This is a genomic window from Streptomyces capitiformicae (genome assembly GCF_002214185.1).
Lineage (GTDB): Bacteria > Actinomycetota > Actinomycetes > Streptomycetales > Streptomycetaceae > Streptomyces > Streptomyces capitiformicae.
Genome location: NZ_CP022161.1, coordinates 1262533 through 1278755 on the forward strand (window position 1 = coordinate 1262533; position 16223 = coordinate 1278755).

A 16223-nucleotide genomic window follows, 5' to 3' on the forward strand; every position below is an offset into this window, starting at 1 on the left:
CACTGTGATGAACACCCCGCACCACACCGAACCGCACCACACCGCGACCGACGCCACCGCGACCGACGCCACCGCGCCCAGCGAGGACACCGTCCAGGTGGAGGCCTTCTACACCACGGAGAAGAAGCTCGGCCACTGGACCGAGGCCCGCCGGATCGATGTCCGGGCGAGGCGGTCCTCCCTCCATCTCGACCTGCGTTCCCACCGGATCCCCGAGGGCGAGATCGTGGTGCACCTGCACGCCGAGCGCTCCACGGTCAAGCTGCTGGTCCCGGACGGGGCCGTCGTGGACGAGACGGAACTGGAACTGCCGGACCGCTCGAAGGTCAAGGACGCCCAGCGGCACGCCCCCGCCGCCGACGACGGACGGCGGATCCGGCTCACCGGGCGGCTGCAGCACAGCGAGATCAGGATCTCCCGCGGCGGCATGGCCAACCTCAGCACGATGTTCACCCGCGAGTTCGTCGAGGAGGCCCGCAGGGCGCACCGCGAGGGCGACCACCCCGCTCTCCCCGACCCGTCCCTGCCCGGCCCGCGGCCGAAGGACGACGTCTGAGGGCCTGCCTGACGGCCTGTCTGACGGCCTGTCTGACGGCCTGTCTGACGGCTTTCGGCGACGTCTGACGGCCTTCGACAGAGTCTTGAGCGGCTCCCCCTAGGTTCGTGGCCTGCCCGTACACCCCCGGCGGGCAGGCCACGTCATACAGAGGGAGCCATTCGATGCCCCAGGACCAGACTGAAGCGCCATTCGCCGGCCTCGCGGTGACGTCGGCACCCGCCCCGGCCCCTGTCGACAGGGAAGGGGGCTCCCGGTGGAACTGAGCACGTTGGTGACGCTGCTGCTCGATCTGACGGTGATCGTCGTCTTGGCGCGCCTGCTCGGTGCGCTGGCCCGGCGCCTGAAGCAGCCTGCCGTGATCGGCGAGATCCTCGGCGGGATCCTCCTCGGGCCGACGCTGTTCCACGGCGGGATAACCGCCTTCCTCTTCCCCGCCGAGGTCCGGCCGTCCCTGACGATGCTGGCGAGCATCGGCGTATGTGTGTTCATGTTCCTCGTCGGCCTGGAGTTCGACCGCGATCTGTTGCGCGGTCAGGGCCGCATCGCGGCAGGCGTGTCGCTCAGCGCGGTCGTCCTGCCGTTCTCCCTCGGAGCGCTGCTCGCCCTGCACCTCGTGGACGACCATCCCACCGGGCACCGGCTCGCCTTCGTACTGTTCCTCGGTACGGCGATGTCCGTGACGGCGTTCCCCGTGCTCGCCCGCATCCTGACCGACAAGGGCCTTATCGACACCCCCATCGGCGGACTGGCACTCGCCGCCGCGGCGGTCGACGACGTGCTCGCCTGGACGATGCTGGCCGTCGTGGCGGCGCTGGCCGGAGCCGGCGGCGCCCCCTGGCACGTCCTGCTCGTCCTGCCCTACGCCGCCGCGATGCTGTGGGTCGTACGACCGCTGCTGGCCCGGTTGGCCGAGCGCGGTGCGGCGGCGGGTCGGCCCACCGGGTGGCCGGCCGACGCGGGCGTACTGCTCGCCGTCGCGGCCGGACTGCTGCTGTCGGCCCAGGCGACCGAATGGATGGGCCTGCATCTGATCTTCGGAGCGTTCCTCTTCGGCATCGTCATGCCGCGTCAGGGTGCCTCGAGGCTGCGCGCGCACGCCCTGCCCCGGGTCGAGCGGATCTGCTCGACCCTGCTGCTCCCGGTGTTCTTCATGGTCGCCGGCCTCAAGGTCGACCTGTCGTCGATGGACGCCACGGCCTTCGGCGAGCTGGGCCTGATCCTCCTGGTGGCGATCGGAGGCAAGTTCGTCGGCGCGTTCCTCGGGGCCCGGCTCAATGGCGTGCGACCGCGGCACTCGGTCGTGCTGGCCGTTCTCATCAACACCCGCGGCCTCACCGAGCTGATCGTGCTGACGGTCGGACTGCAGATCGGGGTGCTGGATCAGCCCCTCTATTCGCTCATGGTCGTGATGGCCCTGGTCACGACCGGCATGGCCGGCATCCTGCTGCCGTTCGTGTATCCCGATGAGCGGATACGTCAGGACCTGGCCGCCCGCGACCACGCGCCGCACGCGCCGGACCCCGACGGGACCGCCACCGCGGACGACACGTCAACGCTGTCCCGTTCCCGCCCACCGCTCCCCGAGAGGTAACCGTCCCACCCTCCACCCGACGCGGCTGAAGAGGCCGCCCACGGCCGGGCATGCCCAACCCCGTCCCCGGCCGTGGGCGGCCTCTCTGGCAGGACAGCCGCGGCGGCCAAGGCCCAGGGTCGCGAAAGTCCCGCACAGCACCCCCCAAGCGCCTGCACGCTCAAGTCGTACCGCCCCACCCGTACGCCCCACCCGTACGCCACACCCCTACGCCACACCCGTACGCCACACCCGTATCCCCCACCACACGCTCTGCGCGCATACCCGGCGCGCACGGCGAGCCGGGCGGGCCGGCTTCGGTAGCCGGTCCGCCCGGCTCGTGCCGGGAAGCGGGGGTTCAGCCCAGCGTGGCCTCCGCGAGCAGCTCCAGCTGGCTCGACTCCGCCGTGCAGGGGAAGATCAGCAGCTCGTCGCAGCCCGCCTCCGCGTACGCCGAGACGGTCTCGCGCAGCCCTTCGGCGCCGGTGATGACGGCCTTGGCGGCCATCTCGGCCTTGGGGCCGATGAAGGCGTAGTACGCCCGCAGGTAGCGCTCAGCCACCTCGCGGGAGCCAGGGCCCAGGCACGCGTAGATCAACGCGACCAGCCGGGGTTTCTCCGCGCGCCCCGCCGTCCGCCAGGCCTGGCGGGCCCGGTCGGCCAGTTCCGCGTACCCGGTGGCCGAGCTGCCCCCGGCGATCCAGCCGTCCGCGTGCCGGGCGGCCCTGGCCATGGCGGCCGGAGTGTGCCCGCCCACGATCAGCTCGGGGCCGTTGTCGTCCGGGAAGAACGGACCGATGCCGGGCACCGGTCCCTTGCCCGCCCAGATGGCCTTCATCTCGGTGATCATGTCGTCCAGCCGTCGGCCGCGGTCCCGGTAGGGCGCGCCGGTGGCCTGGAAGTCGTCCTCCCTGCCGCCGGCCGCCACTCCCAGCGTCAGCCGCCCGCCGGAGAGCGCGTGGACGGTGGCCGCCTGCTTGGCGAGCACCGCCGTGCCCGGCCGGTAGGCGGCGATCAGGATGCTGGAGGTCAGCCGGATCCGCTCGGTCACCGCGGCGGCGGCCGCGAGGGAGGTCAGGGACTCGTAGTTGTCGTACACCAGCCGGTCCAGCACGCCCAGACTGGCGAAGCCGTGGTTCTCGGCCTGCCTGGCCCAGGTGGTGAGCCGGTGCCCGTCGACGTCCGGCACGGTGGTGGGCAGCCCCACTCCTATCTCCATGGCGGGCTCCCTTCCCTCAGACGGGCTTGCGGGCGACGAGCAGAGTGTTGCCGAGCAGCAGCGGATGGCGGGTGACCTCGCTGAACCCGGCCACGCGCATCCACTGTTCGCAGTCGCCGGGGTGGTAACCCGCCCCGGCCGGAGTCATCACCAGCATGTGCAGGCTCGACACCAGCGCGGGCAGGTGGGGCTCGTCCCCCGGCATCGGGTCGTACACCAGCAGCGCACCACCCGGGTTGACGGCCTCGAAAGCCTTCGCCACCAGCTGCTTGCGTTCGTCGACCGAGAAGTCGGCGAGCACATGACCGATGACCAGCACGTCCGCGGCGGGCAGCGGGTCGGCGAAGAAGTCCCCGCCGGTGAACTCCAGCCTGCCGTCCACCCCCAGGGCCTTGGCGTGCTCCGCGCACGGCTCGGCGTTCTGGGGGCGGTCGAAGACCTGGCCGGTCAGCCCCGGCCTCGCCTGGAGGATGAGCCCGGCGAGGTTGCCGCGCGCACCGCCGATGTCCGCCAGGGTGCGGAACCCGCTGAAGTCGACCGCCTCCAGCAGTTGCGGCACCAGCGGGGAGCTGAGGGCGTCCTGCATGGCGAGAAACGTCTGCCGGGCCCGAGGATCGTTCAGCATCTCCTCGAAGTCGCCCTCGGCCTGCGGCTTGCCGGTGCGCAGCGCCTCGGTGAGCCGTCCCCAGGCGGGGTAGAGCACGAAGTTCGCCCCGTCCAGGAAGCCGCCCCGGTAGTTCTCGCCGCGCACCAGGCACGTCTGGGCCAGCGTGCTGTTGTGGTAGCGGCCGTCCTTCTTCTCCAGCAGCCCGAGGGCCACCAGGGCATCGAAGAAGTCGGTGGCGGCCCGCGCGTGCAGCCCGGTGGCGGCCCGCAGTTCCTCGGTCTCGGCGCTGCCTTCGGCGCTGTTCGCCACCGCGGTGAACACGCCGACCTCGAGAGCGCTGAGCAGCAGCTTGGAAACGGTGAAGCTGTGGCCGAGGCCGCTGATCTTGGTGATGTCCTCAGGGGAGACCGCTGTGTTCTGACTCGTCATCGGACCGGCGCTCCTTCCGCTCGCCGCAGGCCCAGGCGGGGCCCGAAGGACAGATACAGCCCGCCCACGGCGTTGGCCGGGCTCATCGGAGCCTGCTTCTGCTCGTGGACCTTGTTGAGGTTGGCCAGCGGGTTCGGGTCACCGCTCTCCGCGCCGTTGAGGTGGGCGTGGACGCTGGCGTACACGTCCTGTGCGTCGTCCATGTCGGCGATGCCGGTGACGATGCGGTCGAACGCCTCCTGCAGGTTGAGGTTGTCGCGCTGGTTCTGCGTGAGCCGCTGGGCGTTGTAGAAGTGGTGCTCCTTGCCGCGGTAGCTCTCGTAGAAGACGGACACCAGGACCAGCAGCCGTTCGTAGGCGTGCCGGTAGACGGTCTGGTAGAACTCCCAGGCGTCCTCCTCCGCGACCTCTCCGCGCAGCACGCTGGCCAGGCTGGCGGCGCTCAGCATCCCGCTGTACGTGGCCAGGTGGACCCCGGTGGACAGCAGCGGGTCCAGGAAGCAGGCCGCGTCACCGCTGAGCAGATAGCCGGGCCCGCAGAAGCGGTCGGCGGTGTACGAGTAGTCCTGTTCCACCTTCATTCCGGACACCTGCTCGGCGCCGTCCAGCAGTCCCGCCACGGTCGGGCACTCGGCGACGACCTGGTCGTAGACCTCCTGGATGCCGCCCTGGGCGCGCTTCTTCTCGTTGAAGATGTCGCGCCCGGTGACCAGTCCGACGCTGGTGGTCCCGTCGTGCAGCGGGATGACCCAGAACCAGCCGTCGGGAGCCGAGCACACCGCGATGGCGCCGTCCGGGCCCCGGTCGAGCCGCTTGACGCCCTTCCAGTAGCTCCAGGCGGCCACGTTCTGGAACACCTCGTGGTACTTCCGGCTGCGCTGCTGCCGGGCGGCGATCAGCCCGGTGCGGCCGGAGGCGTCGATCACGTAGTCGAAGGCGATCCGGCCGGACCGGCCGGGGTCCTTGGTGCCCACCCAACTGGCGGCCACCGGCCGGCCGTTCTCGAAGTGGACCTCCTTGACGGTGGTTTCCTCCACCACCGTCACCCCCAGCTCGGCCGCGTGCCGCAGCAGGATCTCGTCGAACTCCGAACGCACCACCTGCCAGGCGTTGGTGCCGTCCGTACCGAGACCGCTGAAGTTGACCTCCCACTCTTCCGGGCCCCAGAAGAAGTAGGCACCGCCCTTCGGTTGGAAGCCGTGACGGTTCACCTTGTCCCAGACACCGAGGTATTCGAGGATCGGCCGGCAGGAGGGCAGGATCGACTCGCCGATGTGGTAGCGCGGGAACTTGTCCCGTTCCAGCAGCGTGACCTCGAATCCCTCCTTGGCCAGCAGACCGGCCGCCGTGGAGCCGGCGGGACCTCCCCCGATGACAAGAATCTGGGTGGAGTCGCGCATGAGCTCTCCAATCTCTGCGTCCCCGGGACGCGGTAGCGGGATGGGATGCCGCTGACCACCGTCGCTTCGGCCACTGGAAGAGGGGTGGAGGTGGGCTCGATGCGCCCCTCCAGCGGGACACGAGCTGGATTCGGCCACCTGATGGCCTAATGGGCCCCGCTCACCACAAGCAAAAGGAGTGACCCGATGAGGACGTCGTTGAACGCGCGTAGATGGGCTGCGGGGACCGCGGCATCCGCGTTGCTGGTAGTCGGCCTGGGAAGCGTCGGAAACGCCACCGAAGCCAAGAAGGACAAGGGTGACGTAGTCGCGGCGGCGACCCGCTACGGGCAGCCGAACCTGTACACCAGCGACGTCGACAAGATGCTCGATTTCTACAGCAAGGCGCTGGGCTTCACGGTGGATCACCGGTTCCCGGCGGAAGGACCCGCGGTGTTCGGCACCGTGAGCAAGGGGGGCACTTACTACATCACCTTCACCACGTACGACACGATCCGGACGTACACGGGCCTGAAGCACATCCAGAAGTCCGGGTTCAAGCAGTCGGACATCGCCGTGCTCGTCGACAACGTCGACCAGGCATTCGCCAAGGCCAAGAACGCCGGGGCGCATGTGCTCATGGCCCCCAAGGACCAGCCGTGGGGCGAGCGTCAGGCCTACATCTGTGACCCCGAGGGCAACCTCGTGCAGATCTCCACGCACACCGAGGGCTGATCACGCACACCGAGGGCTGATCACGAGCGCTCAGGAGCACGACGAGAGAGAGCCGGCAGGGCGCGTGCCCTGCCGGCTCCACCGGCCGCCGTCCGTCACAGGGCGGCGGCCGTCGCGTTCTCGGTCACCCGCTCCTCCCAGGAAACCCGGTACGAGTACACGGGAACGGTCGCCTTGACGCCGAGCTTCAGGAAGAACGGCAGGACCAGGTCCCGTACCGAGCGCTGGAAGCCGTTGGCCGCCGCCTTCTGGTTGCCGGTCCTGCGGCCCTCCTTGATGATCTTCTCCACCCGCTCCTGGCGGAGGGACTGGAAGGCCGCGAAGGCCTGCTGCGGGGTGGGAAGGTCGCGCAGGCACTTGGCCAGGACGATCGCGTCCTCCATGGCCATGGAGGCCCCTTGCCCCACGTGCGGCGAGGTGGCGTGGGCGGCGTCGCCGACGAGGCAGACCCTGCCCCGGTGCCACAGCGGCAACGTGAGCATGTCGTAGATGGGGTAGCCGATGATGCCGCTCGCCGTGGAGTCGATGATGGCCGAGACGGGGTGGTGATCCTTGCGGTGGCGTTCCAGCAGCCGGGACTTCCACTCCTCGTGGGGAGTCCGCTCCGTCTCGCCCCGCGCGGGTTCCTTGGCCTGGTGGTAGTTCTCGAACCAGTAGACCTCTCCGCCCGGAATGGTCTGGTAGCCGAAGAAGCCCTTGTAGCAGAAGGACATCCGCATGACCCCGTCGGCCGGCGCGGCGTCCTTGGAACGGGTGTACCCGGCCGTGCCGATCACACCGGTGTACTCGGGGTGGGGAGCGTCGGGCATCACGGTGTACCGGGTCTTGGAGTGGATGCCGTCGCAGCCGATCAGGATGTCCGCCTCGGCGGTGGTGCCGTCGGCGAAGCGCACCCGGACACCGTCGCCGACCTCCTCCACACTCTCGAAGAACTTGCCGTACTCCACCCGGATTCCGCGGTTCACCGCGGCCTCGCGCAGGGCCTGGTTGAGCAGGCCCCGCTTCAGCAGCAGGGTCTCGGCGGGGTTCTCGCCGAGCTTCTTGCCGTGATGGTTGAGGAAGGCGGTGCTGGTGGTCTGGCTTCCCACGCGTTCGACGTCTTCGCGGACACCCAGGGTGTCCAGTACGGCCAGTCCGTTGGGTGCCAGGTTCAGAAAGGCACCGACGTCGTCACGGGGCTTTTCACTTCCCTCGTAGATGACGGCTTCGATTCCCGCCTTCTGCAGGAACATGGCCAAGACCGGCCCGGCGATACCGCAGCCGATCAGGGCCGCACTCCTTGTCCGGGTCGTCTCCACGTCACGCATCAGTCCACCTCGTCGTCTTGGATCGGCCCGCGGGCCGGCGCGGCACTACTGGCGCGTGACCGTAGCAACGCTCTGTGGGGATTCCGGTCGAAATCTGCTGGAGTGCGGCTGCGCTGTGCGGGGTGTTCATCACAGTGTTCCTCCTGGAACCCGGGCAACATTCCCGTTTTCGAAAAGGGCAACTCTCCTTGAGGGCCAACTCCCTTGACCGTCAAGGCACTTCTTTATCTTGAGGGTCGAGATACTTGATTGTCAAGTGAAGGCCGGGAAGTCCGGGCCCGAGTCGTTGCGCGGGGGCACTCCAGCGAGGGGCGTCAGTGGTGGGCGCTGTCGATCGTCCGCGGGGCGCCGCTCTCCGTACCCGGCTCCACAACGGTGAACTGCCCCATCATGCCCAGGTCTTCATGACGGAGAATGTGGCAGTGATACATGTACGGGGTCTTCGCGTCGGTGTGGGGCGGCAGCGCGACCGCCAGCCGCACGGTGTCTCCCGGAGGCACGCGCACGGTGTCCTTCGGCCCGCGCAGCCACGCGTCGGGCTTCTTCCCCGCGTACTCGATGACGTTGAAGGTGGCTCCGTGGACGTGGAAGTTGTGCACCACCTCCGCGTCGCCGGTCACCTCCCAGATCTCGACCTCCCCGGCCGGACACACCTCGTCGATGCGGCTCATGTCCATGCTCTTGCCGTTGATCGTGAAGCTGTTGAACGCGAAGCTGCGGGTGCGCGCCTTCTCGGGAACGCTGATCGCGGAGGGAGCCCCGCGCAGGGTGTCGGGCAGTGGGCGGGACTCGGTGAGCCGGTCACGCGCCCGCACCTCGATCATGTCGAAGGTGTCCTCCTGGCCGCCGAGTCGGGCGGTCGGGAACTGCAGACCGAGCTCGGGCTCGAAACTGCGCAGCACGACCCGTTCCCCCGGTTTGAAGGCCACCACTATCTCGGCGCGTTCACCGGGGGTGAGCTGCAGCCGTCGCAGCGGTAGGGGCTTCTCCAGCAACCCGTTCTCCTGGGCGACCAGGTGGAACTCCCGGCTGTCGGTGAATCCCAGGTTGTAGGTCCTGGCGCCGGAGCCGTTCAGCAGCCTGAACCGCACCAGTGTGGTGGAGACCTGGACGTGCGGGTCATAGGTGCCGTTCACCAGGATGGTGTCACCGAGCACACCCGGACTGCCCACGCCCGCCAGGCTCTGCATGAAGGTGGCCCCGCTCAGATCGAGGGTGCCGTCGTCGTTGAACTGCCGGTCCTGCAGGATCAGCGGAATGTCGTCCACACCATAGGAGTTGGGGAGACCGGACCGGTCCGCCTCGTCGTCCTCGATGATGAACATGCCGGCGAGGCCCCGCAGTACGTGGTCGGCCGTGCTTCCGTGCGGATGCGGGTGGTACCAGAGCGTCGCGGCCGGCTGGCTGATCTCCCACTCGGGGTTCCAGTCGGCTCCGGGCCGCACCATCTGGTGCGGGCCGCCGTCCATTTCGGCGGGCAGATGCATGCCGTGCCAGTGCAGTGTGGTCGCGTCCGGAAGGCTGTTGGTGAGCGACACCGACACCTTCTGTCCGCGGCGCGCCCGTAGCGTGGGCCCCAGGAGGGCGCCGTTGATCCCCCAGGTCGGCGTCTGCTTGCCGGGCAGCAGCTTGCTCTCGCCGGTCTGGGCGGTCAGCCGGAACACACGGCGTCCGGATCCGTCGGGCTTCCCCTCCAACAGCGGGGGGATCCGCACCTTGTTGGCGAACGAGAGTTCACCGACATTGCTCAACTTGCGTCCGTTGTAGACCACGGCGAAGTTGGCCGCGTAGGCGCCGGCGCCCAGCAGGCCGACGCCCATGACACCGCCCGTGATCAGCAGAATCCTGCGTCGGATCGTCCGTGGGCGCTTCGTCGGCGCCTTCTGGCCGGGTCCGCTCTCGCCGCCGCGCACCACGGCCGATTCGTCCTCCCCGCTTCCCTTGTGATGGTCGGTCGTGGAACTGTGGCTACCAGTCATGGGGCAATCATCGGGTCGCCCACTGGAGTCTTGCCTGAATATTGCTCGACTCCGGCTCAATTCCGTGGCCTCGCGCCGGCCACACCCTCCCGCTTTTCGACCCGCTCGAGCGGTTCTCGAGGGGTGCCCCGCATGCTCCCGTACGTCCCCGTGCCCGCCACCGGATCAGGAGTCGACGTGCCCCCTTCCCGTACCGCACTGGTGACCGGAGCGAACCGGGGGCTGGGCCTCGCGGTGGCCGCCCAGTTGCACGCCCGGGGACACCGGGTTCTGCTGGCCGCACGCGACGAGCGCGCGGCGGCCGAGGCCGCCGATCGACTGGGCGGCCAAGCCGTCCCCCTCGCGCTCGACGTCACCGACCAGGAGTCGGTGGACCGGGCGGTCAAGTACACCGGAGCCGTGGACGTCCTCATCAACAACGCCGGTGTGCAGCTGGACTGGGGGGAGTCCCCCTCGGCCGTCGACCTGGACCGGGTGCGGCACACCCTCGAGGTGAACCTACTGGGCGCCTGGCGGATGGCCCAGGCGTTCCTGCCGGGCATGGTGGATCGCGGCTGGGGCAGGGTGGTCAACGTCTCCAGTGGCGCCGCGTCCTTCGCGTACGGCCCCGCGGCACAGTGCCCCGCCTACTCGGCGTCCAAGACGGCGCTGAACGCGCTGACCGTGATGCTGGCGAAGGAGACGGAGGGCACCGGGGTGCTGGTGAACTCCATCAACCCGGGGATGGTCAGGACCCGGATGCGCCCGGACGCCGAACAGTCCCCCCAGGAGGCCGCGCGGCACATCGCCGACGCCGCCACGCTGCCGGACGACGGGCCTTCGGGGGTCTTCCTGCGCAGGGACACCACCATTCCGTGGTGAAACCCCGGTGGCCGGGGCGGACCGCGTGATTCTAGTCAGGCTGTATACCGGCACGAGTGCCCGGTGAGTTGATGACCCCCCATCGTCCGACAAGGGGATCGCGACCATCATGTCTACTCGTCCGCCCGACTCCGTTTCCGCTGAGCGGTCCGAACACGCCGGTGTCTTCTCCAAAATGGCGGGGTTCGCCGGTCGGCACCGATGGACAGCTCTGATCCTGTGGCTGGTTGTGCTCGTCGGCGTCTGGGTCGGCGCCTCGCGAGCGGGCGACCACTACCGCGACGACTACTCACTGCCGGGCACCCAGACCCAGCAAGCCCTTGAGGTGCTGCGGGAACACGGTGCGCAGAACGCCTGGAACACCGTCGAGATCGTGCTGCACGACAAGAACGGGCTCCGCGGCTCCGGAACCGAGTCCGATGTGGCCCGGATGCTGGAGCAGGTGGCCGAGCTGCCGGGCGTGGTCCAGGTCCGCAGCCCCTACGAGGACGAGTCCGCGATCTCGTCCGACGGCACCATCGGGTACGCCACCGTGGTCCTGGACCGTCCGGCCGAAGATGTGCCTGCCGAGCGGACCGAGCGGCTCCTGGAGACCGCGCGGGAAATACAGACGGACCGGCTGCAGGTGGAACTGGGCGGAGGCGCCGCGCGCAAACTGGCCGAGGGTCAGGGCGGCGGCGCGGAGGGAGCCGGGATCTTCGCGGCGCTGGTGATCCTGCTGTTCATGTTCGGCACGGTCATCGCCGCGGGCCTTCCGGTGATCACCGCCGTGTTCGCGGTCGGAACCACGCTGGGCATCATCGTGCTCGCCTCGCACCAGTTCACCATCGCCAGCTACTCCCCCTATGTGATGACCCTGGTCGGCCTGGGCGTGGGCATCGACTACGCGCTGCTGATCTTCGCCCGCTACCGGACCGAGCTCGTCAAGGGCGTGGCCCCGGACCAGGCCTCGCGCGGCGCGTTGGAGGCGGCCGGCCGGACCGTCCTCTTCGCCGGCTGCACGGTGATCATCGCCCTGCTCGGCCTGGTCGCGCTCGGTCTCGGCGCGCTGCGGGGCATGGCGCTCTCGGTCGCGCTGACCGTGCTGCTCACCATGCTGGCCTCGCTGACGCTGCTGCCCGCGCTGCTCGCGATCTTCGGCAAGCGGTTCGCCCGGCAGTTCACGGAGCGGGCCCGCAAGCGTGCGGCCAAGGGCAGGGCGGAGGAGGGCGCCCGGTGGCGCGCCTGGGGACAGGCCGTACAGCGGCGTCCGTGGGCCGCGCTGGTGGTGCCCGTGGTGGCGCTGGGCGCTCTCGCGGTCCCCGTGGCGGATCTGCGGCTCGGCCTCGCGGACGCCGGCAACGACCCGGAGGGCACCACCAGCCGCGTGGCGTACGACCTGCTCGCGGAGGGGTTCGGCCCGGGATTCAACGGCCCTCTGGTCATCGTGGCCGACGGTGGCGAGGGCGGCGACGCCGTGCGGGCGGCCCAGGCGGCCGCGGACACGCTCGGCGACACCCCGGGCATCGCCATGGTCAACGACCCGTTCCCCACCGAGGACGGCGCGGCCGCCATGGTCATCGCCGTCCCGAAGACCGCTCCGCAGGACACCGCGACCAAGGAGCTGGTGCACCGGCTGCGCGACGATGTGCTGCCGAAGGTGACGGAGCGGACCGACGTCACCTACCTGGTCGGCGGGGCGACGGCGTCCGTGGTGGACTTCTCCGACTCCATCGAGGGACGCATGCCGCTGTTCGTGGTGATCGTGATCGGACTCTCGGTGGTCCTGCTGATGGCGGTGTTCCGCTCGGTGCTGATCCCGCTGAAGGCCGCCGTGCTCAATCTCCTGAGCGTCGGTGCCGCGCTGGGCGCGGTCGCCCTGGTGTTCCAGCACGGCTGGTTCGGCGCGGAGCCGGGCCCCATCGAGGCGTTCCTGCCGACCATGATCTTCGCCATCGTCTTCGGTCTGTCCATGGACTACGAGATCTTCCTGGTCTCCCGGATGCGCGAGGAGTGGCTCCGCTCCAAGGACGCGGCCAAGGCGGTCCGGGAAGGGCTGGCGCACACCGGAGCGGTCGTCACCGCGGCCGGCGCCGTCATGATCGTGGTGTTCGGCGCCTTCATGCTCAGCCAGGACCGCATGCTGCGGCAGTTCGGTTTCGGTCTCGCGGTGGCGATCTTCATCGACGCCGTCGTCATCCGCTGTCTCATCCTGCCGGCGGCCATGCGGCTGATGGGCCGCCACGCCTGGTGGCTGCCGCGGGTGCTGGCCAGGGCACTTCCGGAGGTGAAGGTGGAGAAGCACTGAGCCGCGTCCGCCCGGCGGCAGCGGCCGCCGGGCGGACGTACCGAACAGGACGTACCGAACAGGACGTACCGAACAGGACGTACCTAACAGCCGCACCGGCGCGGGACCGCGCGGGTGCGGCGGGAATCACCAGGTGACCGGCAACGAGAGCAGTCCGCGGGAGACCGGGTGGTCCTTCCAGCGCAGCTCGTGCTCGGGGACGGCCAGCCGGATCGTGGGCAGCCTCCTGAGCAGGGTGGCCACGGCCACCTGGAGCTCCATCCGGGCCATCTGGGCGCCCAGACAGCGGTGAACGCCGTAGCCGAAGGCGAGATGGGAATTGGCCTCGCGGGCCACATCCACCCGCTCGGGTGCGTGGAAGACCGACGCGTCGTGGTTGGCCGAGCCGATCGCGGGGACCACGGCCTCACCCGCCCGTACGGTGACGCCGCCCAGGTCGACATCCTCCAGGGCGACCCTGGGCAGCGCTCCGCTGATCGCCGACGGGTTGTAGCGCGGCAGTTCCTCCACCGCGGTGGGCACGAGCTCGGGACGGGCGCGCAGCCGGTCCAGCTCGGCGGAGTGGAGCAGCAGGGTCAGTATCCCGCTGGAGATGGCGTTGACCGTGCTGAGGTAACCGGCGGTGAGCAGCAGGAAGGCGAAGCCGATCAGCTCCTTCTCGGTCAGCCTTCCGCCCTCGTCGCGCTCGGCGACCAGGGCGCCCAGCAGATCGTCGCCGGGGCGTTCGCGGCGCTCACCGATCATGCCGGCGACGTACTCCTCGAGGTGGCCTCGTGCGGCCTTGATCTCTTCCTGGGAATGCCTCGTCATGCTGAAAGCGGTGTCCGTCCACGCGCACAGCTGTGGACTGTCCTGCTGTGGAACTCCGAGGAGTTCCAGCACCAGCATGAGAGGCACGGGTAACGCGAGCCCGGGCAGCAGATCGCCCGGGGGACCCGCCTGGACGAGGTCGTCGACCGGGTATGCCCCGGCCGGCGGATACCCCGGCCGGCGGATACCCCGGCCGGCGGATACCCCGGCCGGCGGATACCCCGGCCGGCGGATACCCCGGCCGGCGGATACCCCGGCCGGCGGATACCCCGGCCTGCGGATACCCCGGCCTGCGGATACCCCGGCCTGCGGATACCCCGGCCTGCGGATGCCGCGGCCGGCGGATGCCGCGGCCGGCGGATGCCGCGGCCACACAGGGTTCCGAGCCCCTGAGCCCGGACCGTGTCCGGGAAGCACGAAGGGCCCCAGCCACCGAAGCGTGTCCAAGGAGGTCGTGTTCCGTGTCAGAGCTCGCAGGATGGGTGGAGTTCGAGCATGCGCTCCCCGAAGGGCGGGACGCCATCGCGTCGATGGTCCGCGCGCTGCGCGCGGGCGACGCCGCGGGCGCCCGGTTCTGGACGGGGCCCGGAGCCGTCCTCGGCCTGCGCCCGTCCTCGGCCTGCGCCCGTCGCCGGCCGGCGCCCTGGACGCGGCCCCCGGACCGCTGGCGGGAGGGGAGGGCCCCGGCGCCCCCGTCTCGGCCGTCGTGTCGTTCGCCGGAGTATGCGACAACCGCGCCGAGTTGCCGCGGTCCCGTCCCGGTACGGCCGCCTCGGGCGCCGAAGCTGTCCTGCGGTCCTGGCTGGCGCTGGGCCGCGGCACCGTAGACCGGCTGCGCGGCTCCTACGCCCTTGCTGTGTGGGAGCCGGGGCGCGCGGAGCTGACCCTGGTCCGGGACCGGATGGGCACCCGCCCGCTGCACTACGTCCAGTTGGCGACCGGCGTGCTCTTCGCCTCCCGGCCCGACGCCCTGATGGCCCATCCGCTGGTGCGTGCGCGGCTGGACGAGGACGCCCCGCGCATGGTGCTGGCCGGCATCAACGTGCCGGGAAAGACGGTGTTCCGGGACATCCGGGAGGTCCCGGCGGGCCACCTCGTACGGTTCTCCCGGTCCGGCCGTACCGAGCACCGGTACTGGCGGCCGACAGCGGCGGAGCACCACGACGACATCCCCACCACCACCCGGCGGGTCCGCGAACTGCTGGCCGACGCCGTGGGTGAGGAGAGCGGCTGCCCGGACGGCCGCGTCGGCAGTCTGATGTCCGGTGAGCTGGACTCCAGCGCGCTCGCCGCGCTGCTCGCCGGACGGCACAACCGCCCGGTGCCCACCTTCGCGGTCGACTACCAGGGGTACGAGGAGAACTTCCGGCCGCACATCGTCCGGCCGGAACCCGACAGCCCGTTCGTCCGCGACATGGCCGCCCATCTGGGAACCGACCGCACCGACGTGGTCCTCACCACCGGTGACCTCACCCGCGCCGAGGTATGGGCCCGCCTGGTGGCGGAGCTGGACCAGCCACGGCTGTTCGCGGACACCGAGCCCTCGATGGCCCTGCTGTACCGGGCCGTCGGGGGCGGGTCGAGGTCCTGCTGAGCGGTGAGGGCGCGGACGAGCTCTTCGGGGGCTTCCCGTGGTTCCACCATCCGCGCCGGGCGCAGGCTCCCGACTTCCCGTGGACGCCGACCACCGACGAGCTGGTCGGCACGCTGTTCGCCCCGGCGATAAAGGAACTCGAGGTCCTCGCGTTCCGGGCCGACCACTACCGTGACGCCCTCGCGGAGATTCCCGGCCTGCCCGGGGAGGAGCCGCTGGAGCGGCGGATGCGCGAGCTGACTTATCTGTTCGTCACCCGCTTCCTGCCCGAGCAACTGGATCGGGCCCACCGGTTCGGCGCGGCGGTCGCAGTCGACGTACGGCTGCCGTTCTGCGATCACCGGCTGGTGGAGTACGCCCTCAACATCCCCTGGAGCACCAAGACGTTCGACGGGTGGGAGAAGAGCGTGCTCCGCGCCGCCGTTGCGGATCTGCTGCCCGCGTCGGTGCTGGAGCGCCGGAAGTCCGGCTACCCCATGACGCACGACGACGGCTACGACCTGAAGCTCCGCACCGAACTGGGCGAGTTGGCCAACCGGCCGGACGCGCCGGTGCTGCCGCTGTTGGACATGGACGTGGTGCGCGGACTGCGGCGGGACCCGGCCGGGGAGCCCCGGCTCAGCCGCACCGAGCTGGAACTGGCGCTCAAGCTCAACACCTGGCTGGAACACCACGAGCTCACCCTGCCGGGCTGACACCCCGGTCCGGCGTCACGAGGAAGCCGCCGGGACGCCCCACGCGTCCCGGCGGCTCGCTAGGGCGTGTTGCGAAAGTCCCGTCTGCCCCGCGACGCCATGCACGCTCCCCCGCTCTCGGCTCCGCTCGAGCGGGAGGGACCCCCACCGCCGCACCGGGCACACACCCAAGTACATCCAAGTGCGAGGGTG

General features: G+C 70.1%; 13 protein-coding genes. 7 read left to right on the plus strand and 6 right to left on the minus strand.

Going from position 1 to position 16223, the window contains the following annotated elements:
* Window positions 1-7 precede the first annotated feature (7 nt).
* Together CES90_RS05725 and CES90_RS05730 are read left to right on the plus strand one after the other, a co-directional pair.
* Window positions 8-556 (plus strand): hypothetical protein, encoded by a 549-nt coding sequence (locus CES90_RS05725; protein WP_229913512.1) that lies wholly within the window; start codon window positions 8-10, stop codon window positions 554-556.
* A 256-nt stretch (window positions 557-812) separates the two neighbouring features.
* Window positions 813-2150, plus strand: a complete 1338-nt coding sequence (locus tag CES90_RS05730) for a cation:proton antiporter domain-containing protein (RefSeq protein WP_189780266.1) — start codon at window positions 813-815, stop codon at window positions 2148-2150.
* A 337-nt stretch (window positions 2151-2487) separates the two neighbouring features.
* Here the strand turns inward: CES90_RS05730 and CES90_RS05735 are convergent, their stop codons facing one another.
* The 3 genes from CES90_RS05735 to CES90_RS05745 are packed head-to-tail and all read right to left on the minus strand — an operon-like array spanning window position 2488 to window position 5784.
* A complete protein-coding gene (locus CES90_RS05735; protein WP_189780267.1) occupies window positions 2488-3348 on the minus strand; it encodes an LLM class flavin-dependent oxidoreductase in 861 nt (286 codons plus the stop codon).
* A 16-nt stretch (window positions 3349-3364) separates the two neighbouring features.
* Window positions 3365-4384: a methyltransferase gene (locus tag CES90_RS05740; protein WP_189780268.1), complete on the minus strand. Its 1020-nt coding sequence runs from the start codon at window positions 4382-4384 to the stop codon at window positions 3365-3367.
* On the minus strand, window positions 4381-5784 hold the full coding sequence (locus CES90_RS05745; RefSeq protein ID WP_189780269.1) for an NAD(P)/FAD-dependent oxidoreductase: 1404 nt from the start codon (window positions 5782-5784) through the stop codon (window positions 4381-4383). Before CES90_RS05745 ends, CES90_RS05740 begins: the two co-directional genes overlap by 4 nt.
* A gap of 186 nt (window positions 5785-5970) precedes the next feature.
* On the opposite strand from CES90_RS05745, the gene CES90_RS05750 reads away from it, so the two are divergent.
* The gene (locus tag CES90_RS05750; protein WP_189780270.1) at window positions 5971-6498 is read left to right on the plus strand and encodes a VOC family protein; all 528 of its coding nucleotides are present in this window, start codon (window positions 5971-5973) and stop codon (window positions 6496-6498) included.
* A gap of 95 nt (window positions 6499-6593) precedes the next feature.
* Here the strand turns inward: CES90_RS05750 and CES90_RS05755 are convergent, their stop codons facing one another.
* Window positions 6594-7805 carry an FAD-dependent monooxygenase gene (locus CES90_RS05755; protein ID WP_189780271.1) on the minus strand — a complete coding sequence of 404 codons (1212 nt, stop codon included), beginning with the start codon at window positions 7803-7805 and terminating at the stop codon, window positions 6594-6596.
* A gap of 314 nt (window positions 7806-8119) precedes the next feature.
* Window positions 8120-9784, minus strand: coding sequence for a multicopper oxidase family protein (locus CES90_RS05760; protein WP_189780272.1), 1665 nt, complete (start codon window positions 9782-9784; stop codon window positions 8120-8122).
* 132 nt (window positions 9785-9916) lie between these two features.
* Here CES90_RS05760 and CES90_RS05765 point away from each other — a divergent pair, with 132 nt between their 5' ends.
* Together CES90_RS05765 and CES90_RS05770 are read left to right on the plus strand one after the other, a co-directional pair.
* Complete coding sequence (locus CES90_RS05765; protein ID WP_189780273.1) at window positions 9917-10645, plus strand: SDR family NAD(P)-dependent oxidoreductase; 729 nt, start codon at window positions 9917-9919, stop codon at window positions 10643-10645.
* 109 nt (window positions 10646-10754) lie between these two features.
* Window positions 10755-12932 (plus strand): MMPL family transporter, encoded by a 2178-nt coding sequence (locus tag CES90_RS05770; RefSeq protein ID WP_189780274.1) that lies wholly within the window; start codon window positions 10755-10757, stop codon window positions 12930-12932.
* 126 nt (window positions 12933-13058) lie between these two features.
* Here the strand turns inward: CES90_RS05770 and CES90_RS05775 are convergent, their stop codons facing one another.
* On the minus strand, window positions 13059-13820 hold the full coding sequence (locus tag CES90_RS05775) for a cytochrome P450 (RefSeq protein ID WP_189780275.1): 762 nt from the start codon (window positions 13818-13820) through the stop codon (window positions 13059-13061).
* 628 nt (window positions 13821-14448) lie between these two features.
* On the opposite strand from CES90_RS05775, the gene CES90_RS51200 reads away from it, so the two are divergent.
* The gene (locus tag CES90_RS51200; protein ID WP_189780276.1) at window positions 14449-15336 is read left to right on the plus strand and encodes an asparagine synthase-related protein; all 888 of its coding nucleotides are present in this window, start codon (window positions 14449-14451) and stop codon (window positions 15334-15336) included.
* A complete protein-coding gene (locus CES90_RS51205; RefSeq protein WP_189780277.1) occupies window positions 15228-16031 on the plus strand; it encodes an asparagine synthase-related protein in 804 nt (267 codons plus the stop codon). Before CES90_RS51200 ends, CES90_RS51205 begins: the two co-directional genes overlap by 109 nt.
* The last annotated feature ends 192 nt before the right edge of the window (window positions 16032-16223 follow it).